Origin of the sequence: Aeromonas sp. sif2433 (assembly GCF_019218705.1) — a bacterium.
GTDB classification, from domain to species: Bacteria; Pseudomonadota; Gammaproteobacteria; order Enterobacterales; family Aeromonadaceae; genus Aeromonas; species Aeromonas encheleia.
Map to the genome: position 1 here is coordinate 457,289 of NZ_JAHUXD010000001.1, position 21,935 is coordinate 479,223.

Annotated in this window: 15 protein-coding genes; 3 read left to right on the top strand and 12 right to left on the bottom strand. The window is 60.0% G+C overall.

Annotated features, from left to right (window positions below):
• Positions 1–40: 40 nt before the first annotated feature.
• From KW825_RS01950 to KW825_RS01990, 9 genes are all read right to left on the bottom strand, one after another.
• Positions 41–2,128 (bottom strand): 6-hydroxymethylpterin diphosphokinase MptE-like protein, encoded by a 2,088-nt coding sequence (locus KW825_RS01950; protein WP_218328033.1) that lies wholly within the window; start codon positions 2,126–2,128, stop codon positions 41–43.
• Positions 2,128–2,454, bottom strand: coding sequence for a hypothetical protein (locus tag KW825_RS01955; protein WP_232018922.1), 327 nt, complete (start codon positions 2,452–2,454; stop codon positions 2,128–2,130). Before KW825_RS01955 ends, KW825_RS01950 begins: the two co-directional genes overlap by 1 nt.
• Positions 2,451–2,873 (bottom strand): flagellar export chaperone FliS, encoded by a 423-nt coding sequence (gene fliS, locus KW825_RS01960; RefSeq protein ID WP_042654486.1) that lies wholly within the window; start codon positions 2,871–2,873, stop codon positions 2,451–2,453. Before fliS ends, KW825_RS01955 begins: the two co-directional genes overlap by 4 nt.
• A 29-nt stretch (positions 2,874–2,902) precedes the next feature.
• Positions 2,903–4,294: a flagellar filament capping protein FliD gene (fliD, locus tag KW825_RS01965; RefSeq protein ID WP_218328034.1), complete on the bottom strand. Its 1,392-nt coding sequence runs from the start codon at positions 4,292–4,294 to the stop codon at positions 2,903–2,905.
• 33 nt (positions 4,295–4,327) lie between these two features.
• A complete protein-coding gene (locus tag KW825_RS01970) occupies positions 4,328–4,783 on the bottom strand; it encodes a flagellar protein FlaG (RefSeq protein WP_256353727.1) in 456 nt (151 codons plus the stop codon).
• Positions 4,784–4,822: 39 nt separating this feature from the next.
• Entirely contained in the window at positions 4,823–5,722 is a 900-nt protein-coding gene (locus KW825_RS01975) for a flagellin (protein ID WP_042654484.1), read from the bottom strand.
• A gap of 624 nt (positions 5,723–6,346) precedes the next feature.
• Complete coding sequence (locus KW825_RS01980) at positions 6,347–7,252, bottom strand: flagellin (protein ID WP_042651513.1); 906 nt, start codon at positions 7,250–7,252, stop codon at positions 6,347–6,349.
• 606 nt (positions 7,253–7,858) lie between these two features.
• Entirely contained in the window at positions 7,859–8,743 is an 885-nt protein-coding gene (locus tag KW825_RS01985; RefSeq protein ID WP_042651511.1) for a flagellin, read from the bottom strand.
• A 623-nt stretch (positions 8,744–9,366) separates the two neighbouring features.
• Positions 9,367–10,266, bottom strand: a complete 900-nt coding sequence (locus tag KW825_RS01990; RefSeq protein ID WP_042651510.1) for a flagellin — start codon at positions 10,264–10,266, stop codon at positions 9,367–9,369.
• Positions 10,267–10,666: 400 nt separating this feature from the next.
• Between KW825_RS01990 and KW825_RS01995 the strand changes: the two genes are divergently transcribed.
• Positions 10,667–11,299, top strand: coding sequence for a trimeric intracellular cation channel family protein (locus tag KW825_RS01995; protein WP_218328035.1), 633 nt, complete (start codon positions 10,667–10,669; stop codon positions 11,297–11,299).
• Between the two features lie 101 nt (positions 11,300–11,400).
• Positions 11,401–11,793 (top strand): hypothetical protein, encoded by a 393-nt coding sequence (locus KW825_RS02000; protein WP_042651508.1) that lies wholly within the window; start codon positions 11,401–11,403, stop codon positions 11,791–11,793.
• 70 nt (positions 11,794–11,863) lie between these two features.
• Here KW825_RS02000 and thiI read toward each other — a convergent pair whose 3' ends face one another.
• Positions 11,864–13,312, bottom strand: a complete 1,449-nt coding sequence (gene thiI, locus KW825_RS02005) for a tRNA uracil 4-sulfurtransferase ThiI (protein ID WP_042651507.1) — start codon at positions 13,310–13,312, stop codon at positions 11,864–11,866.
• Between the two features lie 178 nt (positions 13,313–13,490).
• On the opposite strand from thiI, the gene KW825_RS02010 reads away from it, so the two are divergent.
• Positions 13,491–14,450: a hypothetical protein gene (locus KW825_RS02010; RefSeq protein WP_218328036.1), complete on the top strand. Its 960-nt coding sequence runs from the start codon at positions 13,491–13,493 to the stop codon at positions 14,448–14,450.
• 67 nt (positions 14,451–14,517) lie between these two features.
• Here the strand turns inward: KW825_RS02010 and pbpC are convergent, their stop codons facing one another.
• Both pbpC and KW825_RS02020 read right to left on the bottom strand, forming a co-directional pair.
• Positions 14,518–16,830, bottom strand: coding sequence for a penicillin-binding protein 1C (gene pbpC, locus KW825_RS02015; protein WP_256353748.1), 2,313 nt, complete (start codon positions 16,828–16,830; stop codon positions 14,518–14,520).
• 43 nt (positions 16,831–16,873) lie between these two features.
• On the bottom strand, positions 16,874–21,712 hold the full coding sequence (locus KW825_RS02020; RefSeq protein ID WP_218328037.1) for an alpha-2-macroglobulin: 4,839 nt from the start codon (positions 21,710–21,712) through the stop codon (positions 16,874–16,876).
• Positions 21,713–21,935: the final 223 nt, after the last annotated feature.

The following is a 21,935-nucleotide window of genomic DNA, read 5'->3' on the forward strand; positions in this document are numbered from 1 at the left end:
ATTTTCATTTTCTGCTCTTACTTTCTGAATGCTTCGGCTCTTATTTCCGGAACAGTGCCATCACTTCGTTATCAATCATGTCGACGCTGTCGAGTGCCCTTGGATACATCTCCCTCGCCTTGGCTAAAAACTCCAGCCAGAGATCGATGGCGGGTTTCATCAGCACCAGCGTCTCCTCTTCACCCTCGAATGAATAGAGAATGGAGCTCAACAGGGTGAACACATAATTCATCGACCCTACCATGGTCTGGGAAATATGTTGCTGCCGGGTGGCGGCGATCTGGGAGAGATAGCCAAAGTTACGCAGCATCAGCTGATTCAACTCATTACGAGACCTGAAGTCCTGTTGCCATTCGGCCATCATCTTGTCGATGAGGATATTGAAGAACTCGATATCCAGCAAGGGTTCAAAATCCTGCTTTGACAAGGGAATGGGGGCGCAGAGCCCGGCGATCTCCTCGAGCAGCGCAGGCTTGTCGACCCGATGGAGCAGGCTTATTTCTGCACTCAGCAAGGCTCTGGCGTGCTCAATCTTGGCACCATCGCTGCAGTTGAAGCATCGAACATCTTCATTCGCAGCCAATACCTGCTCTATCACGCGGCGGGAGGTGTCAAACATGGCGTTGCTGATGACGGTGCCATCAAAGTTCCCTGCACGCCGCCACTGGCTGTCGCCATACATCAGGTCGCCAAGGGCCCCGGCATTTTCCTCATTGTTGTAATAGGAGCTGAGCTTCGAATGATGGTGTCCCTTGTGCTTGTAGCCATTATCCAGGCCGAACAGATAAAGGTTCTTGAAACCGAGGTGAGTGGGCGCGCTGACACCGATATTGCCCACCAGAGGGTTGACACCGCCAAGGGCGGCACAGGCTTGCCAGCCTGGGAAGTAGTTCCGATAGAGCACCACCCCTGGCTCACTGAGCTTGAAGACAAGTGCCGATTGATTGAAGAGTGTCGCGCAATCAGGATGGATCACATCCGTACTCAAGAATAAAACATCCCGCAGATATTCAGGGTCATTCAGGTTGACCAGGAAGTCATAGACTATCTTGGTGCGTTCGGTTTCCACGTGAATATCTGGCTTGATGCCCACCTTGTGCAATGCCGAAATAGCACTGCCACACGAGATCAAAATAGCCTTGTCTTTATTCTCCCTGATGACCGCGATTGATTCATCCAGCGAGGGGCCATTGGCAATGATGAAGACGGGGGTCCGGTGATATTCTGGCGCGACCCTCTGGTCTTGTTTCAAAAAAGGGACCGCACGTTCGATATTGTTGATGGTGTGAGACAAGGCAATCAGGTTGTCATCGAAGAAGCCCCATCCCATCACCAACAGATAATATTCTTGCTGCACCTTCTCTATCAGTTTCCTTATCTTGTCGTTCTGATATCCCCACATGATGAAGGCATTGGCGATAAGGAAAGAGCCACGACTATGAATGGCCGACGAGAAGTCCTTCACTATGGTCTCTTCATCCTGCCCCAACAGGATGTGCAGCCCCAGATTTTCCTGATGCAAATAAGCCAGCAGCGGTGCCCAATCAAAACAGAATAGCGACCCGTAGAAGAGATCCAGATCAGGTTCAAACAGGAACAGAGTACCGATCTTGCACCGCTCATAGAGATAGCCGAGGTGGTAACCCAGACCCACCCCGAAGATAAGGGCGCTGGGTACCTCGAGGGGAACCCGGCTCAACATGTCTTCCCTGGTAGATATGTCGTCCAGATAAGCATTCAGTTTGTTGAGGTATTCCACATGCATGAAGCCCAGTGGATTGGCCTCTTGACTGAAGGAGAACTTGGATAGCCCCCCCTTCTCCATGAACTCCTTAACCAGGGTCTCGCAGATGAGATAGGGCTCGGCGCCATACACGGCGACGTCATCATCGAGCCAGGCCAGATTGGGCTGGCCATTTTCACTACAGAAAAATCTGAAGGGACGAGCGGGTTGATAGGCTTCATACATGTCCGCAATATGGGGAATATATTGGCGAAAGGCCGCCATATTCTGCGCAAAGCGAAGCGGTAACGCCGCCGCCATGGCCACTTCCTGCTCTGCCTGTTGTTGCAGTCGCAGCGCCTCCTGTTCAGCTTTTGCCAATGCAGTATCAATATTGACGGACATCAGAACTCCTTGCTGTTCACTCGATAGGCTTGCCCGGCCTTGTTGGCCCGCCCGACCTGGGTCAGCTGTTTAAAAACGGCTTGATGATGGCTGATGGCCAGGGCTTTCATCTGCTTTTCTTGAATGGAGAGACTTGTGGCCAAGGCGGCGATGTCCTGTTGTTGCAGAGGATCATCTTTTGCCAATTGAGCCAGACGAGCGATCAAGGCCAGACGCTCATCCATGCACAATAACGCCTCGTCGTATCGCTGCTGTTGCAACAGCGCCTCCATTAAACTGGCATTTTCCGTCAATGCCTCATCGAGGGAGGCTGACGTGACGTTCACAGCTCACCCAGCTGTTGTCTCATTTGGTAGCCTTGCTGCTTTTCTGTCTCCGGCAGTTGATCCCAACCGGATTTGATTGTCACCATCAGCCCCATGACCTCATCGAGGGGGGCGCTATCGCGTGCCAGACTGGCATCCCAGATACGCTCATCCATATAGGAGTAGAGTCCATATAGATCTTCGGCCATGGTGCCCTGGCTCATGTCGAGTGCATCCTGCAATCCATGCAACAGCCCTTGCGCCTTGGAGACTGCAATGGATTTTGCCTCCATATCATGCCGCTCAATGGCACCCTTGGCCTGAGCCAGTCGCTCGAGAAAGCCTTGCATCATGAGCTGAATGACACGGTGAGGATCGGCAACCGCCAAATCAGCCGTGATGCTGGTTGCCTTATATGCCTTCAGATTACGGTTGTACATAACATGAGTCCTCGTAATATCACGCTCAATCAATTCTTATTGTTTATTTGTAACGACGTCAGGGCGGATGCCGAGTTATTCATTTTAACAAGCAGGGCATCCAGGCTGCCGTATTGGGCTCGCAAAGAGGCTTCATATTTTGCCAGCTGCGCGCTGGCCGTCGCCGTTTTTTGAGTGAGGCTGCGTAAATCTGAATTCAACACATCTTCTCGTTGTGCCAGCATGCCGCCACTCTTGGTGTACTCTTTCAACCCTGTGTTCAGGGTGGCCGCCAGGCCCTTGTCCCCACCAAACAGCGCTACAACCTGGTCGAAGTTCTTGTCGACGGCCTCGCCAAACTTCGTCTTGTCGAGAGACAGCTTGCCCTTGTTATCCATCTTGACGCCGATCTCGAAGATGGTGGAATAGGTACCGCTGTTCTGGGAAGGGCTGACCAGTAGATTACTCATGAAAGATTCGATGGCTCGGGTGGTCGAATCACCGGCCAGGGCGCCACCATCATCCTGCTTCACCCCCCCCACGAAGGTGCCACGCTTGCCCAGGGTGCCCATGCTGTCTTGCAGGGTGTTGTAACCGTCTACGAACTGCTGGACAAGTTCCTGAATAGAGGTCTTGTCGGTCGTGATATCGACCTTGTTTGACTTCAGTGCTCCCGGCGTGGTGCTGTCTTTGTCCAGGTCCGAGACACGCAACACTGTTATCTTGAGATCCTGGACGGAGTCGTCAAAGGTATTGGTATCGCTCTTGAGGGTGTTGCCATCCACGATAATCTCGGCACTTTTAGCCGGCTGTGTCTGCTTCATGACACCGCCCCCCGCCTCGAAGATGGGGAGCCCAGTGATGGTCAGATCCTTGCCATCCCCCGATACACCGGAGTCAATCATCAGCTTGGCCTTGCCATCGGCGGTATTGACGATGTTGGCACTGAGGCCAAAGTTGTCCCCATTGCTGTTGATGTTCTTGCGGATGTCTTGCAGGGTATCGCCGGCTTTCACATCCACCTTGAAGGTCTTGCCGCCGGCGCTGAAAGTCAGCTGACCATCCTGGGTGACCAGCGGGGCAGTCGAGCTGTCGAAGGTCCCTTCCTGACGACTCGTCTGCGCCAACTTGTTGACGGTGATGTTGTATTGACCGTTGGAAGCGCCTGACTTGCTCTCCACCTTCAGCACGGGATCGTCCTTGCTTTGGGTGATGTTGATGGCGCGCTTGTTGAAAGCGCCGGGGGCACTCAGTTTGTCGAGGATGTCGGTGAAGGCGGAGAGTGAGGATTTGAGCTGGCCTATGCCAGACAAGGTGATCTTGGTACTGTTTTGTTTGGTGATGATCGGTTGCTGCAACTGGGCTTTCTTCGCCGCCACACTCGCCGAAATCACGCTTTCAAGATCGAGTCCAGAACCCGCCCCTGCAGAGGTAATCGCCATACATCCTCCTGTCTATCAACTTAAAAAATAGGGTCACACCTGACCATCGAACAGCAGTCCCGGGAGACTGGCCGGATTGCTACTCGCCTGCTCCATAGCCTGTAACCTCTTGTTCATCAAGAGCATTTCCTCACTCGGGATCTGGCGAATAACCTGCTTGGTATCCGCGTCTATCACCTTGATCACCGGTTGTTCGAGTTCGGGGACCAGAGTGAAATTGATTGTCCATCCCTTCAACTTGCTCAAACTATCCAATCTTTCTTGCAATTCTTGGGCCTGTTTTTCTATATAGGCCTTATCTATACGCGACTCTGCTGGTTTGGTATGCGCCGGCGGATCCTGCGATACCCTGGCTGTCGGCTCGACACTTGCCTGTTCGACCGAGTTATCCCCACCTGATGCGGGAGAAACAGTCATGGCGGCCTGAGGGCCGCCATGTTGAGTGAGCGTCGAAGTAACAGAAGGCAAGGTTATCGATTCATTGACCATCTGCTGCTCCTTATATCAGTGGCTGAAGATGGTACCGGCTTAGCCCAGCAGCGACAGGGCCGACTGCGGACGCTGGTTGGCCTGGGCCAGGATGCTGGAGGCCGCCTGTTGCAGAATATTCTGCTTGGTCATATTGGCGGTCTCAGTCGCAAAGTCTGCATCACGGATACGGGAGCGCGCGGCACTGACGTTTTCCGAGATGTTGGACTGGTTGCGAATGGTCGAATCCAGCCGGTTCTGCACCGCACCCAGCTCGGCACGCTTGCCATCCACCACACCCAGCATGGAATCGACGGCAGCCAATACGTTTTGAGCCGCGCTCTGGGTGGCAATGTTAATGCCACCTGCACTGCCGCCAACGAAAATAGCTGACACCAGCACGGTACCGCCAGTGGCGGTCGTGATTGACGTGCCCGCAGCAGCGGCAATGCCCGAGATACTGAAGCCTGCAGACTGATTCAGGCTAAAGCCGATGGTCTGGTTGGCATCGGCGCCCACCTGGAAGGAGCCGCTGTAGTTGCCATCCAGCAACTTGGTGCCGGCGAAGGTGGTGTCTGTAGAGATGCGGTTGATCTCCGATCCCAGCTGATCCACTTCCTTTTGCAGAGCCTCGCGATCCTTGGCGGAGTTGGAGCCGTTGGCGGATTGCTGAGCCAGGGTGCGCATGCGCTGCAGCATGCCGGTCACTTCATCCATGGCGCCTTCCGCGGTCTGCGCCAGGGAGATGCCGTCGTTGGCGTTGCGGTTGCCCTGATCCAGGCCATTGACCTGGGAGGTCAGACGGTTGGAGATCTGCAGACCCGCCGCATCGTCCTTGGCGCTGTTGATGCGCAGACCGGACGCCAGGCGGGTGTACGAGGTATCCAACGACTTGGTGGTGTTCATCAAGTTACGCTGGGCGTTCAATGATGAAGTGTTGGTATTGATAAACATGGCCATAAAAGATTTCTCCTGATGAACAAGAAACTGCGGGCTCTGCTTGTGTCAACACAGTCAGGATCCCACCGTTCAGATGGACAGCTTGAACGGGTCTGTACCATCTGGCGGGTCCTCTGTTTGAACGGACATCAAACCCGCAGTTGCGCAAATGTTGGACTTCCGAACACCCCTCATTTTGCTTCACATTCTGTAGCGGCATTTTCAACAAAAGCTTTAGGAGATTTATTGCCGCCCTCATCAACCCAGAGGTAAATACTCGCCGCCCGGCGTGATCTGGTTGACGAAACATCACACCGTAAGACCGCTCTGATACGGAGAATAGGCAGCGCGATTGCGGATCAGGACTAGATAGGGAATGGCATGATTTGTGCTTTCTTTATAGGGAGCCGATTTCTCGGCACCCATAAGAAAGGCCGACAGTGTCGGCCAAAGAAGAGCTTACGCTCAGGAGAACAACCTCGAGGGTGACAGAGTGAACGATCTGCGCAACACTCGAGGGGTATACCAATAAGAGAATCATGCTTTCGATAGAACAAGGCGTAAATCCGAACACCCCGTTGTTCCATCTTTCTTACCAGGGCGGCCTGAACAACCGCCCTTTTCTTTTTCTTGGAACTTATCGAGTTAGCCCAGCAGCGACAGGGCCGATTGCGGGCGCTGGTTGGCCTGCGCCAGGATGCTGGAGGCCGCCTGTTGCAGAATATTCTGCTTGGTCATGTTGGCGGTCTCGGTCGCAAAGTCTGCATCACGGATACGGGAGCGCGCGGCACTGACGTTTTCCGAGATGTTGGACTGGTTGCGAATGGTTGAATCCAGCCGGTTCTGCACCGCACCCAGCTCGGCACGCTTGCCATCCACCACGCCCAGCATGGAATCGACAGCGGCCAGCACGTTCTGAGCATTGCTCTGACTGCTGATGCTGATACCACCGGGATTGGAACCGCTGGTGAAAATGGTTGAAACCGCGGTAACGATAGAGCCCGCAGGACCACTGGTAAAATTGGACGCCGCCGTCGCAATCCCAGAAATACTGAAACCACCGACCTGACTCAGACTGAAACCTATAGTCTGGTTGGCATCGGCGCCCACCTGGAAGGAGCCGCTGTAGTTGCCATCCAGCAACTTGGTACCGGCGAAGGTGGTGTCTGTAGAGATGCGGTTGATCTCCGATCCCAGCTGATCCACTTCCTTCTGCAGAGCCTCGCGATCCTTGGCGGAGTTGGAGCCGTTGGCAGATTGCTGAGCCAGGGTGCGCATGCGCTGCAGCATGCCGGTCACTTCATCCATGGCCCCTTCCGCGGTCTGCGCCAGGGAGATGCCGTCGTTGGCGTTGCGGTTGCCCTGATCCAGGCCATTGACCTGGGAGGTCAGACGGTTGGAGATCTGCAGACCCGCCGCATCGTCCTTGGCGCTGTTGATGCGCAGACCGGACGCCAGGCGGGTGTACGAGGTATCCAACGACTTGGTGGTGTTCATCAAGTTACGCTGGGCGTTCAATGATGAAGTGTTGGTATTGATAAACATGGCCATAAAAGATTTCTCCTGATGAACAAGAAACTGCGGGCTCTGCTTGTGTCAACACAGTCAGGATCCCACCGTTCAGATGGACAGCTTGAACGGGTCTGTTCCACCTGGCGGGCCCTCCGTTTGAACGAACATCGGGCCCACAGTTGCGCAAATGCTGGATTTCCGAACCCCCCTCATTTTGCTTCACGTTCTGTAACGGCAGTCCCATCAGAAGCTTTAGGGTGACCCTATCAATAAAGAGGTTGTATATCTCCATCTTGAATAAAGTGATGGCAAAGAGGGCTCTTTATCATCCCCTGGCACCCTGCACTTAATTCGCAATCTAAGGCTGATATCAGGTATCAACGGGGATAGTTAATACGCTCTGATTTATGGTTCATCGTTTTACCGGTACCAATAAGAAAGCCGACAATGTCGGCCAAAGAAGAGCTTGCGATCAGGAGGACAGCCTCGAGGTGACAGTGTGAACGGCTGCCAACCCTCGAGGCGATATATAATAGGATCTCTCTTTCGAGAGAATAAGGCGTCAATCCGAACACCCCGTTGTTCCATCTTTCTACCAGGGCGGCCTGAACAACCGCCCTTTTCTTTTTCTTGGGACTTATCGAGTTAGCCCAGCAGCGACAAGGCCGACTGCGGGCGCTGGTTGGCCTGCGCCAGGATGCTGGAGGCCGCCTGTTGCAGAATGTTCTGCTTGGTCATGTTGGCGGTTTCGGTGGCAAAGTCCGCATCGCGGATACGGGAGCGCGCGGCACTGACATTTTCCGAGATATTGGATTGGTTACGAATGGTCGAATCCAACCGGTTCTGCACCGCACCCAGCTCGGCACGCTTGCCATCGACCACTTCCAACATGGAGTCGACTGCCGCCAGGACATTTTGAGCATTGCTCTGACTGCTGATGCTGATACCACCGATGTTGGAACCGCTGGTAAACACACTGCCAACCGGCGCGCCACCTGCTGCAGTCACCGCAGTCGCAATGCCTGAAATGCTGAAACCGCCAGCCTGGCTCAGGCTGAAGCCAATGGTCTGGTTGGCATCGGCCCCCACTTGGAAGTTGCCGCTGTAGTTGCCATCCAGCAACTTGGTGCCGGCGAAGGTGGTGTCTTTGGAGATACGGTTGATCTCCGATCCCAGCTGATCCACCTCTTTTTGCAGGGCCTCACGATCCTTGTCGGAGTTGGAGCCGTTGGCGGATTGCTGAGCCAGGGTGCGCATGCGCTGCAGCATGCCGGTCACTTCATCCATGGCCCCTTCTGCGGTCTGCGCCAGGGAGATGCCGTCGTTGGCGTTGCGGTTACCCTGATCCAGGCCATTGACCTGGGAGGTCAGACGGTTGGAGATCTGCAGACCGGCCGCATCGTCCTTGGCGCTGTTGATGCGCAGGCCGGATGCCAAGCGGGTGTACGAGGTATCCAACGACTTGGTGGTGTTCATCAAGTTACGCTGCGCGTTCAATGATGAAGTGTTGGTATTGATAAACATGGCCATAAAAGATTTCTCCTGATGAACAAGAAACTGCGGGCTCTGCTTGTGTCAACACAGTCAGGATCCCACCGTTCAGATGGACAGCTTGAACGGGTCTGTTCCATCTGGCGGGTCCTCTGTTTGAACGGACATCAAACCCGCAGTTGCGCAAATGTTGGACTTCCGAACACCCCTCATTTTGCTTCACATTCTGTAGCGGCATTTTCAACAAAAGCTTTAGGAGATTTATTGCCGCCCTCATCAACCGAGAGGCAGATAGTCGCCGCTCGGCATGATGCGGTTGACGAAGAATTGCGCCGTAAGACCTCCCTGATGTGGAGAATGCACACAGGGATTGCAGATCAGGGCTAGATCGAGAATGGCATGGTTTGTGCTTTGTTTTATGGGACGTCAGTTTTCTGGCATCCATAAAAAAGGCCGACAGTGTCGGCCAAAAAAGAGCTTACGCTCAGGAGAACAACCTCGAGGGTGGCAGAGTGAACGATCTGCGTAACACTCGAGGGCGATACCATTAAGAGAACTTCTCTTTCGATAGAACAAGGCGTAAATCCGAACACCCCATTGTTCCATCTTCTTTACCAGGGCGGCCTGAACAACCGCCCTTTTCTTTATTCTTTAATTACCGCTTAATTCTGCAGCAGGGAGAGTGCGGACTGCGGACGCTGGTTGGCTTGCGCCAGAATGCTGGAAGCCGCCTGTTGCAAAATGTTCTGTTTGGTCATATTGGCGGTCTCAGTCGCAAAATCTGCATCACGAATACGGGAACGCGCGGCACTGACGTTTTCCGAGATATTGGACTGGTTGCGGATGGTGGAATCTAACCGGTTTTGCACCGCACCCAGCTCCGCACGCTTGCCATCGACCACAGTCAAAAGGGAGTCAACTGCGGCCAATACGTTTTGAGCAGCGCTCTGGGTAGCGATGTTAATACCACCAGCACTGCCGCCAACGAAAATAGTTGACACCAGCATAGCGCCAGTAGCAGTCGTGATTGACGTGCCAGCTGCAGCCGCAATTCCGGAGATGCTGAAACCATCGGCCTGGCTCAGGCTAAAACCGATAGTCTGGTTGGCATCGGCCCCCACCTGGAAAGTACCGCTAAAAGATCCATCCAGCAGTTTGGTACCCGCAAAGGTAGTCGCGCTAGAGATACGGTTGACCTCAGCCCCCAGTTGATCTACCTCTTTTTGCAAGGCTTCACGATCCTTGGCGGAGTTGGAGCCGTTGGCGGATTGTTGGGCCAGGGTGCGCATGCGCTGCAACATGCCGGTCACTTCGTCCATGGCGCCTTCTGCGGTCTGCGCCAGTGAGATGCCATCGTTGGCGTTGCGGTTGCCCTGATCCAGGCCGTTGACCTGGGAGGTCAGACGGTTGGAGATCTGCAGACCGGCCGCATCGTCTTTTGCGCTGTTGATGCGCAGACCTGAGGCCAGCCGAGTGTAAGAGGTATCCAGGGATTTGGTGCTGTTCATCATGTTACGCTGAGCGTTGAGCGATGAAACGTTGGTATTGATATACATACTCATGACTATTCTCCTAAGCTATTAAATTTTATCTTTAATTCACTCAGGCTTTATTTTGTTCGTGCCTGATATGTTTAGTTAACGGCGCTCTTTGGTGAGACTTTAATTTGTTTTTTACAGCCTTCATGGCCGTAATTGCCGCCTAACCTATATATCGGCCTGTATTTCTCAGCCTTGAGAAAAAAGTTCAGGATTTTTTGTGGCGACTCCGAAGCCGCCCTCCTCGGCCAAGAGCCGTCTCTCCCTCCCGATGGGTGGGAAACGGTCATTTCGCCGGCACCTCCTGACCGCCAGCCCCTGGAAACTGGGCCTGGCTCCCATTTTTACACTCCAGGATTGCTCACTCGCCTGACTTGCCCCTAAAATCGCCGCCCCATCATCTATCGGACGTGAGTTGTTCTCCATGCAGACACTGGTTGAGCAGATTGTTTACATCAGCGACATGTTTGGTACTGCGGTCTTCGCGTTCTCCGGGGTACTGGTGGCCGGCCGGCTGCGCATGGACGGCTTCGGTGTCATGGTCTTGGCGGCGGTGACCGCCATCGGCGGGGGCACCATACGTGACATGATCCTGGGGGCCACCCCGGTATTCTGGGTGCGCGATCCCCTCTATATCTGGGTGGTCATCGCCACGGCGCTGATCGGCATGTGGATGGTCAAGCTGCCAAGGCGCATGCCCTGGTACGTGCTGCCGGTGGCGGATGCCTTCGGCCTGGCCCTGTTCACCGTGATCGGCGCACAGAAGGCGCTGAACTTCGGCACATCGGGCCTGATTGCTGTGCTCATGGGCACCATGACAGGGGTGGCGGGCGGCATGATCCGGGATGTGCTGGCGCGGGAGGTCCCCATGGTGCTGCAGAAGGAGATCTATGCCACCGCCTGCATCCTGGGGGGCATCCTCTACACGGTGGCGCTGGAGTGCGACGTGGACAGGGTCGCCGCCATGCTGATCAGCATGCTCGGGGTGTTCGGTTTGCGGGTAGCGGCCATCTACTGGCACCTGTCGCTGCCCACCTTCTCGCTGCAACGCCACTGAACCCGCCCTGGATGAGCGATATCGCACTCCCGGACAGGTAGCATTGAACCAAGCCGGCTTTTCTGTTGTCATACAGTGGTCGTTTTAAGCCGGAATACCTCATGCAAAAACTTGGGCTCATTACCACGCTAGTTCTGATGACGGTGGCGGCGGCTCATGCCAGCGCACAGGTCCTGTTCGGCCGCCTGGCCTCGACGCCGGTGCAGCAGTTCAACCAGCAGATCCGTCAGGCGAATAGCAGCCAGCAGGGCTGGGTCAACGACTATCGTGAAGTGGCGCGACGTTTCGTCGGCCATAGCGACGTTCCCAGTCGCATCCACGCCCAGCAACTGGATAATGATCTGGTGCTTTCGGTGGCCCTCGATGGCAACAAGAGTGACATGATCTATATCCTGACCCTGTTCCGCAGCAACAATCTGTGGCAGATGCGTCAGGCCGAGATGGGCTGGCGTTGCCAGGGCCAGGAGACATTTACCCCTGTGCCCTGCCCCTGAGCGGCTACCTCTGTGAAATAAAAAAATCCGGCACTTGGCCGGATTTTTTTATTTGGCGGCAATCCCACCGTTAAGGGCGATAGACCTTCACATTGTCAAAGCCCTGCTCCTTCAGATAGAGCGCCTGCAGCTTGCTCATCACGCCGCGATCGCAATAGAGCAGATAGGTCTGCTCCTTGGGCAGATCACCAAAGGTGGTCGCCAGCTTGAAGAAGGGCAGATGTATCACCTCGCGACCTTCCACCACCAGCGGCTTCTCATCACGCTCATCGCTGGAGCGGATGTCCAGAATGACTTCGCCTGCGGCCAGCTCCTGGGTGGTCTCCACCTCTTGCACCTGAGCTGTGGTCTCCTCGCCGATGCGGCGGATGTCGAGATAGCGCGCCTCGCTCACCACCTTGTCCAGGATCGCGAAGTCGAAGTTGCCCTCTTCCGCCTCGATGTTGGACAACACGGCCTTGATGGTCGGCTTCTTGGAGATGACGCCGCAATATTCCGGCATGGTCTCGGCGAACTCCAGGGTACCGATGCGGCGCGCCTCGCTGATGATGTCCGGCTTGTCCCAGGTGATGAGCGGACGCAGGATCACCTTGTCGGTCACCCGGTCGATCACATTGAGGTTGGTCAACGTCTGGCTGGAGACCTGACCCACGCACTCACCGGTCACCAGCGCCGGGATCTGGAAGGTTTCCGCGACCTGGCCGGCGGCGCGCATCATCATGCGCTTGAGCACCACCCCCATCTGACCGTTGTCGATCTTCTCGAGGATCTCGGCCACCACTGGCTCGAAGTCGATGGCGGTGAAACGCACCTTGTGGGAGGCACCGAACTTGCTCCACAGGTAGTAGGCCACCTGCTTCACGCCGATCTCGTGGGCGGCACCGCCCAGATTGAAGAAGCAGTAGTGCACCCGGCAGCCGCGCTTGATGAACTGGTAGGAGGCCACGCCGGAGTCGAAGCCGCCAGAGATCAAGCTCAGCACATCTTCCTGGGTCGCCATGGGGAAGCCGCCCATGCCGTGGTGCACGGCGCTGATGATGTAGAGTTCATCATTTTCCACCTCCAGATTGACCTGGACATCGGGCTTCTTGAGGCGCACACCGGCGGTTTCGCAGTGCTGGTTGAGACCACCGCCCACGTAGCGCTCAAGCTCCAGCGAGCTGAAGTCGTGCTTGCCGACCCGGCGAGCCCGTACGCAGAAGGTCTTGCCCTTGAGGCGATCGCCCCAGACCGCACGGGTCTGTTCGAAGATGTCGTGCAAGTCGGTGAAGTTGCTCAGTTTCACTTCGAGGAAGTACTGGATGCCGGGGATGCAGGCCAGGGTCTCCAGGTACTGGGCGTGGAACTGATCATTGCGGGAGCTCACGACCAGCTTGTCCCAGTCCATCCGTACGCGGGCATCGTCGTCGAAGCGGCGCAACACGTTACGGATGTTGCCCTGCAGCATCTTGGTGAAGCGCTGACGCACTGACTTGCTCTTGATGGTGATTTCCGGGAACAGCTTGATAATGAACTTCATGATGATGACTCGGGTGGCCTCGATTTAAGGGCGCGAATTATATCAGAAGTTTAGGGTCAGCGCCTACTGGCTGAGCACCGGCTCACATTTCCCCACGCAATGTTTGCGACGCGGCGGCGTTCTTGCGTATATTCCCGAGCCTGCGCCTTGGCAACATGCTCGACAACAGATCGATTCGATGAAGACCTATATCTACTACCCCGGCATGGAAGTACGGGATGAGCTCTGGCTCAAGTTTGCCCTGATCTACCTGGAGCGGCTCGCCTTCGTCTTTACCGTGAGTGAGAAGAGCGGCCTTACCGCCCTGCTGGAGCGCCTGCGCCAGCAGACCGATCTGCTGGCCGAGCGGCCGGATGCCAGCTTCTTTGCGGCCATCACCCCGCAGCTGGAGAGCCAGCTCGGCGGCCTCCTCGCCCCCGATTTCGCCCGCCACAAGGTATTTGGCAACCGGGAGCTCATCGACCGCTGGCGTGCGAGCTCCAACCACGACTGCTTCTGCCCGGCCCAGGCCGGGCTGGAGCGGCTGCACGGTTTCTGCCTCGCGACAGGCTTCGCCAGCCAGGACGAGGGCGGGATCAGGATGGCGCGGCGCTTCGCGAATCTGCTCTCCATGCGCCTCGCCCGTGAGTGGGCACTCGCCAATGAGGGGGCGCTCATCACCGATCACGACTACCTGGATCGCCTGTTGCATCTGCTGGAATCCCGCTACCACCACAGGGGCGGCCAGGATTGCTTCCATCTCGAGATCCCGTTGCAAGTACCCACTCACCTTGGCGAGATAGCCTTTGACGAGTTGATCGCCCTGCGCGCCCGCAGCGGCTTTCGCCAGCAGCTGGCCGAGTTTCACCAGGCGCTCGATGCCCTGCTCGCCATGCTCGGCAGCGGTTATGCCGAGCCCGCCGTGCTGACCCGCTTCGAGCAGGCCCAGCAAGGGCTCAATCTGCTGCTGGGGGGCGAGACCCGCAGCCTGCCGCTCACCACGCTGATCAGCACCGGCTTGCCGGCCATGGCGATGATCCATCGGCTCAAGGAAAGCCATCCGGACACAGGGCTCGTCTTCCACCCCATCAAGAAGAGCCACTTCCACCAGCGCAAGAGCCAGCACTTCTTCACCCGGCTCGGTCAGGTCAAGCCCTGACCCACGCAGCAGCCCATATACCCTCACTCGACCGGGTCGGGCCAAGTCCAGCGAAAGTCCCTCCTGCTCAGGAGGGATTCTCCAGTCGAAACTCGATACGATCGCTATTGCCCGCCTCGTCCACCACCACCAGCTGGTAACGACCCACCTCGCTCAACACCTGATCACCGTCCCAGCGCAGCCGTTGGCCGTTGAGGAACCAGTGCGGCTTGCCGATCCCCCCCAGCACCCTGGGCTGCAGACGATAGCGCTGACTGCGGATGAGGTTGCCCTCCCCCAGGGCCACTATGCGAATCGGCGCCTGCAGGTCCGCCTCCCGCGCCTCCCCGGCGCAGCCACCGGCGAGCAGGGCCCCGCGCCGCTCGGCAGGATCCCGCCAGGGCTCCAGCGACAGGGGCCAGAGCGCCCGCCAGGCCGAGTCACTGGCATTGCCGCAGCGGGCCAGGGTCGGTTTGCCCTCCGCCGTCAGCGCGACCTTGCGCAGCGGCGACGGCCAATCCATGGGATCGGGCAAGGTGGGGGGATCCCGCTCCTCCAGCAGCCAGGCGCGCTGATGCTGCAGGCAGGCCTCCGGCAGGGTGGCGCGCTCACTGCGCCCCAGTGGCCAGCAGATGTTGGCCTCGCTGACGGTATTGGGTTGCACCGGCAAGGGGCTGTTATCCCCGAGCCGTGAATAGACAGAGAGCAGCAGCGGTATGGCCGCACTCTGGCCGTAGAAGCCGGGCAAGGGGGTGCCATCGGGACGCCCCAGCCAGACGCCTAGGGTCCAGCGACCGGACACCCCCAGCGCCCAGCTGTCGCGATAGCCGTAGCTGGTGCCGGTCTTCCAGGCCAGTCGGTTGACCCGGCCGGTCGCCTCGCTGGCGAAGGGCTGATCCGCCCGCCCCTGGGCGCTCAGGATCTGCCAGATGATCCAGGCGGCACCCGGGCTCAGCAGGGGGCGCGAGATGGCCTGCTGGCCCGCCTGCCAGACCGGCATCGCCACCTGCCCCTGCCGGCTGAGGGCACTGTAGAGCGCCACCAGCTGCTCCAGCCGGATGCCCGCCGCCCCCAGCGCGATGGCGGGATTGGGTTTGTCGGAGAGCGCCAGCCGCACGCCGGCGTTGTCCAGCCGGTTGACCAGGGTGTCGGGGCCCAGCGCCTCCAGCACCTGCACCGCCGGCACGTTGAGGGATTGCTGCAACGCCTGGGTCAGGGTGACCGGCCCCTGGAAGGCGCCGCTGAAGTTGGCGGGCCTGTAGTCAGAGCCGAGGCGCGGCGCATCGGAGAGCAGTGAGCCCCCGTGCACCAGCCCGGCATCCAGCGCCAGCCCATAGATGAACGGCTTGAGGGTGGAGCCGGGGGAGCGGATCGCCTGCACCATGTCGAGGTAGCCGTGGCGCCGCAGGTTGCCGTACTCGGCGCTGCCCACGTAGGCGCGCACCGCCATGGTCCTGTTGTCCACCAGCAAGAGCGCCGCCGAGGTCTGCTCCGGGAAGCGGCGGATATAACTCTCCACCCGAGCCTCCAGCCAGCGTTGCAGATCCCCGTCTATGGTGGTGTGCACCAGGGCGCCCGGTTGGCTGCTGGCGGCGAGGCGGGCAAACAGCGGCGCCTCCATGGGGGTGAAATGGCCCCGCGCCAGCACGGGCTCGATGCGCCCCTGAGTCCAGACGTTCTCGGGCCAGGCCCCCTGCGTGACCAGCCGCAGCATCACCTTGTCGCGGGCGGCGCGCGCCCGCTCGGGGTGGCGATCCGGGCGGTAACGGCTCGGCGCCTGGGGCAACACCGCCAGCAGGGCGGCCTCGGCATGGCTGAGTTTGGCCGCGCTCTTGCCCAGATAGGCGAAGCTGGCCGCCTGCACCCCCTCCAGATTGCCACCGAAGGGGGCCCGGTTGAGGTAGACGGTGAGCAGGGTGCGCTTGTCATAGTGCCACTCCAGCTGCAGCGCCCGCGCCATCTGGCGCAGCTTGCCCGGCACGCTGCGGTGATAGGGCTCGATCAGCCGGGCCACCTGCATGGTGAGGGTCGAGCCGCCGGAGACCGCCCGCCCATAGCGCAGCCACTGCCAGACCCCGCGCACCATGGCGACCGGATTGACCCCGGGATGTTGCCAGAAGTGGCGATCCTCGTAGCCGAGCAGCGCCTCTATATAGCGGGGGGAAACCTGCGCCAGGGTCACCGGGTAGCGCCACACCCCGCTGGTGTCGGCGAAGGCTCGCAGCGGGCGCCCCTGCATGTCGAGCACCACCCGCGCATAGGCGGGATCCAGCGGTGGCGGCGGGAAGAGGCGATCCAGCGTCGCCAACAGCAGCAGCAGACCGCACAGGCCGCCGCCGGTGATCCGCAGCCAACGGGGCCAGCGTGACCAGGCACGCCACCCCTTGCGGACGAGCGCCAGACCCCGCTGGTTGGCCGGACGGCTCGCGTCCGGCGATGGGGCCTTATTCAGAGATGATCACCTCGTGGATATCCTGTCCCACCGCGCGCAGTTCGGGGCGGTACATGTCCTCCACCTGGGTCGGCGGCACCCGATAACGGCCCGGCGTCACCGCCCGCATCAGGTAGACCAGCTGCTGGTTGCTTCCCTCGCTCAGATCCAGCGCCGCCGTGTAGCGATCGTCTCTGTACTCCTGATGCTTGAGGTAGTCGTTCCACTCGCTCTGCCAGGCCGGTTTGCCTTCGATGCTGAGCTCCTCCAGCTTGATGCTGTTGCCAAGGGCCGGATTTTCCAGCTCGAACCCCGCCGGCAGCATCTCCACCAGCAGGGCGTCGGGCACCGCCTGCTCGCTCGCCACGTTGAGTCGCACCACCACCAGATCGCCGACCCTGACCTTGGCGGGATCGAAGCGCTGACCCTCGGCATTGAACCAGCTGCGGGTCACGCTCATCCCCTGGCTGATACGCTCGGGCGCCTGCTCCGGGTAGCCGATCAGGGTACGCTGCACATAGAGGGAGCCCTTGCCCTCGTTGGTGACACTGGTCACCCCCAGCGCCTCGGGCGCCCCTAGCTGCGCGCTGGCCCGGCCGGCCAGGGGTTGCCCACCGGTGGCCGAGCCCAATTTGGCCTGCCAGTCGGTGGCGGGATCGGCCTGCGCCAGCCGCAGCAGGGCGAGCCGCTCCTGGGTGCTGAGCCACTGACGATGGGCCAGCACCTCCGCCAGCCTGGCGCTCAGCTCGGGCCAGCGCTCGGCGGCCAGCCGGTGCTGGCGCAGCAGAGCGAGTTCGAGGGCCTCGTCCCGCAGCGGCGAGCCGTAATCCCCCAGATAGTCATCCCCGCGCTCGACGCCGAGCGCCTGGGTCAACGCCTTGGCGGCGCTCTGCTCATCCCCCATGGCCGACAGGGCCAGGGAGAGGTGCAGCAGCGGCAGGCCGGAGCGGGCGTGATCCGCCTGCTGCTCCCAGATGAGGCGCAGGGTGGAGAGCGGTGCCTTGCCCACCCGCGCCAGCACGAAGGCGCTGTAGGCCTGATAGGCCAGGCGGCTGTGCTCGGGGGCTCTGCTCCAGCGCTCGCCATACTGGCTGTCGGTGAGGTAGCTCTGCAGGCGACCCAGCGCCTGATTGAGCATGGCCTCCGGCACGGCCTCGCCGGCCTCCTTGCGGGTCAACAGGTAGTCGGCGGCATAGGCGGTGAGCCACTGCTCCTCATCGGAGCGACCATCCCACAGGCCGAAGCCGCCACTCGGCAGTTGCAGCCGTTGCAGACGCTGCAGCAGGGCCCGCTGCACCTCGGCTTCGCTCAGCGGTTTCTCTGTCTTGGGCAGATTCTGTGACCAGGCCTCCCGCTCGGCGGCGGTGCTGAGCTGATAGGGCCAGGCACGCGACAGGGTCTGCTCCAGGCAGGCATAGGGGTATTGCGCCAGCGCCTGCCACTGGGCCGCCGGATCCCAGGGCGGGGTACCGGAGAGACTCAGCAGCCCTTGCAGATTGGCGGGATCCAGCCCCGCCAGCTCAGTCTGGGCAAAACTCATCTGCTGCGCCGGCACCAGCATCTGGTAGCGCTGGCGCGTCTGCGCCGGCCAGGGGGAGCGCAGTGGCAGCGACCAGTCGCGGCTCACGGCAAAATCCTTGCCGCTGGCGGCCAGCTGCAGGCGGGCCACCCCGCTCGCCCCGGTCACGGTGAGCGGCAGCGTCAGCCAGCGCTCCTCGCCATTCTTGAGGTTGAGGGTCTCGGGCAATTCGCCGCCCGCCTGCAAGCCACCACTCAGGGTCCAGGCCAGCGACAGGCTCTGATCCGCACCGCTCATGTTGCGCAGCTGCACCAGGGCACGGGTCTCATCCCCCCTGGCACCGAAGCGCGGCCAGCCTATCTCGGCCACCAGGGGGGCCACCACCTTGACGGCGCGCTCCGCCTGGCCGACCTGCTGCTCGTTCCAGGCCAGCGCCATCAGCGCCAGCTCACCGTTGAAGTTCGGCAGATCCAGCGGGATGCTCGCCTTGCCCGCCTCATCGAAGCTCACCTCGCCACTCCAGAGCGCGGCGATCTCGACCCGGCTCTCCAGCGCCCCGCCTTTCTTGAGGGCCGGCGCATCGCCACCGTAGCTGAGGCGAGCCAGCTTGCCATCCTGAGGCGGGATCACCTGACCGTAGTTATCGAACAGATCCTGGGCGAAGCGCTTGCGCCCGAAGAAGATCTCGAACGGATCGAGGGGCTTGTAATCGCTGATGTTGAGCACCCCCCGATCCACCGCCGCCAGCACCACCCGACCCTGGCTGTTCGGCGTCGAGGCCACCGCCACCTCGAACCGGGTGAGCGGCACCGCCTTGTCCGGCGCACTCAGGGTGAGCTGCAGGCGACGGGACTCTCTATCCAGCACCAGAGGAACCAGACCGACAGATCGCAGACTCTGCACGCTTTTCTGGCTCATTGGCACCGACTCGCTGTCGGGGGCGGCGATCTGCGCCGAGATATGCAGGTCGTGACGTTGCCAGTCGGGGCTGACGGGGATCTCGAACTCGCCGCGCCCCTCCTTCAACTCGATGCGCTGCCACCAGCGCAGGCCGTCGCCATCCTCCACCAGCAGCAGCCCCTTGCCGGGACGGGGAGCGACCAGGGTTACCCTGGCCTTGTCGCCGGCCTGATAGGCCCGCTTGTCGAGGCTGATGGCAATCTTGTCAGGCCGCGCCTGCTCGCCCCCACCGCCCCAGGTGTAGCTGCCGATCTCTACCCTCAGGCTGGATTGATGGCCCTGGCTGTTTTCCACCTCGAGCCGATACCAGCCAGCGGCCAGTGGCAGGCTGAGCCTGGTCGGCTCCTTGCCATCCAGTTGCAGGCTCTGCTCCTGCTCCAGATAGGGCTGGCTGTTGAACTCATACTTCCACCCCTCCCCACCCGCGTAGTGCCAGTAATAGTCCCGATACTCGTTGATGAGGCGCACCTTCACCTCACCGGCCACCGGCTGGCCCTGCTCATCGAGGTTGAGGATCTGGAAGGGCAGCGGCGCGCCCCCCTCCACCCTGTCTGCCACGAAGTCCGCCTTGAGGGCCGGCCACTGGCTCCCCTCGGGCCAACCATACTGGGTGCGGCCACGATTGACCGCACGGCCACCCGGCTCGGACAGGGACACCCGATACGCGACCTCGAGCGGCCCCAGCGCGGCTACGCTCTCCAGCTGATCCCCCAGGGCGACCTGCCCCTGCCCCCTCTCGTCGAGAGTCAGGCTGACGGGTTCCAGCTCCCTGATCTGCTCGCTCAGCAGCACATCCCCCAGGGTGAAGCCCTGCCACTGGGTGAACGGCATCTGGGCACGACCTATCTTCACCTCCGCCTTGGCCTTGGTGCCGCTGGCGGGAGCGCCGTAGAGGTAATCCCCCTGCAATGGCAGCGTCAGTGCCGCTTCTTGGGTCAGCAGCTCCCCGTCCGGTCCGCGGCCGAGCTGCAGCTTGAGCCGCTCCGGCAGGAACTCCTCCACCAGGAAGGGCCACTCGAAGCGGCTGCCGGCGGCGGTCTTCAGGGTGATGTTCCAGCGCCCGAGCGGCGCATCCTCCGGCAACCGCAGGCCGTAATGGGCGGCGCCAAGATGGTCCGGCAGCAGCCGCTTCTGCTCGAGCAGCTGACCGTCCGGCTGTTTCACCTCCAGCTCCACCGCCATGCCCGGCAGCAACTGGCCATCCTGCCCCTTGAGCAGGATCTCGCTGTCGAGCCGCTCGCCGGGACGATAGAGATCCCGGCCGCTGAACAGATAGAGTTGCTGGGCCTGCCAGGGCTGGGTGCCCAGATCGAAGGAGGAGAGATCGAGGGCGGCGCCGTCGAGACGTAGCACCGCCAGATGGCTGCCCTGCTCCGCCAGCAGCAGACGCGCGCCCTGCACCTGTTCGAAGCGGCGATGGCCCTGGGTGTCCGAGCTTTGCACCTGCAGCCGGTTGCCCTTCTCATCGAGCAGGGAGAGCTGCACATCCTTGAGCGGGGCGGCGCTGGCGAGGGAGCTCACGAAGACTTCCAGCTGATCCGGGTAGCGGCGGGCACTGAGCCCCATGTCGCTCACCGCGAAGTAGGTGGTCTCCTTGCGCCAGCGGTAGTCACCGAGGGGCGACATCACCGCAAAATAGACCCCGGCCTCGGCCAGCTGCGGCTCCTTCACGTTGATGAGGCGAGTCTCGCGGCGGTTGGGATCCAGCTCAAGGGCGTAGCGGCCGCTGAACACCCGCTTGGCACGGGCCGTGATCTGCTCCAGCTCCCAGTTGCCCATACCGGCACCGGGCCTGTATTCGGCGAGAAAACGCGGCAGATAGTCGGCGTCTATCCGGAAGAAGTCGATGTTGACCTCATCCACGTTGACCCCGTTGATGGGCAGGCGCAGCTCCTGGCGCAGCGGCAGCACCATGCCGCTGGCGGCGAAGGAGGCACCGGCCTCCAGCGGCCGGGTCTTGAGGGTCCAGCTCTGGGGCGCAGGGCCCAGGCCCGCCTTGAGGGTCACCTCATAACTCTTGTTGGGCTGAACCTGCGGGAAGTAGAGGGTGCGACCATCCTCGGCCAGGATCCAGTCCCCCTGCACCTGCTTGCCCCCCTCGGTCACCCCGAGCCAGGCTTGCCAGCTCGATCTCGGCGCCAGCGGACCGGAGAAGACCAGCGCCAGCGCCGGTGCATCCCGGTACTGGCGGGCATTGGCCTGGCTGATCTCGGTCGGGGTGCCCTCCTCCTGCCGCGCTGCGGGCGCCTGAGCGGTGGGCTCGGGCTTGTCAGGGCCACAGCCTGCCAGGACCAATACCGCCAGCAAGAGCGCAGGCCAGGGGCGCGACAGATGCAAGAAGCGGGAAACGAGGTTGGAATCGGAGAGGTGCATAGGTTTGGTCCCGGATTGGGTTGCCGCATTCACGGCATAATGGCCAATAGAATAAGGGATCCGGACCGGGTAACACAAAACCCATTTCGGGGTGATCCGCACCGATAACAGTAAGCATCACCCCATGTTGCTTTTAAACAAGCGAAATTTACACATAACCCATACGAATCTCCTTGTTAGATAACTATTTTATAGTTAATGATGTCCACCAGTTTTCTGAACC

Coding starts and splice junctions, on each gene's coding strand:
- KW825_RS02000 (WP_042651508.1), top strand. CDS start 11,401: ATGCAAAAACTTGGGCTCATTACCACGCTAGTTCTGATGACGGTGGCG.
- KW825_RS01950 (WP_218328033.1), bottom strand. CDS start 2,128: ATGTCCGTCAATATTGATACTGCATTGGCAAAAGCTGAACAGGAGGCG.
- KW825_RS01985 (WP_042651511.1), bottom strand. CDS start 8,743: ATGGCCATGTTTATCAATACCAACACTTCATCATTGAACGCGCAGCGT.
- KW825_RS01995 (WP_218328035.1), top strand. CDS start 10,667: ATGCAGACACTGGTTGAGCAGATTGTTTACATCAGCGACATGTTTGGT.
- fliS (WP_042654486.1), bottom strand. CDS start 2,873: ATGTACAACCGTAATCTGAAGGCATATAAGGCAACCAGCATCACGGCT.
- KW825_RS02010 (WP_218328036.1), top strand. CDS start 13,491: ATGAAGACCTATATCTACTACCCCGGCATGGAAGTACGGGATGAGCTC.
- thiI (WP_042651507.1), bottom strand. CDS start 13,312: ATGAAGTTCATTATCAAGCTGTTCCCGGAAATCACCATCAAGAGCAAG.
- KW825_RS01970 (WP_256353727.1), bottom strand. CDS start 4,783: ATGGTCAATGAATCGATAACCTTGCCTTCTGTTACTTCGACGCTCACT.
- KW825_RS02020 (WP_218328037.1), bottom strand. CDS start 21,712: ATGCACCTCTCCGATTCCAACCTCGTTTCCCGCTTCTTGCATCTGTCG.
- fliD (WP_218328034.1), bottom strand. CDS start 4,294: ATGGCGATTACCTCTGCAGGGGCGGGTTCTGGACTCGATCTTGAAAGC.
- KW825_RS01980 (WP_042651513.1), bottom strand. CDS start 7,252: ATGGCCATGTTTATCAATACCAACACTTCATCATTGAACGCCCAGCGT.
- KW825_RS01990 (WP_042651510.1), bottom strand. CDS start 10,266: ATGAGTATGTATATCAATACCAACGTTTCATCGCTCAACGCTCAGCGT.
- KW825_RS01975 (WP_042654484.1), bottom strand. CDS start 5,722: ATGGCCATGTTTATCAATACCAACACTTCATCATTGAACGCCCAGCGT.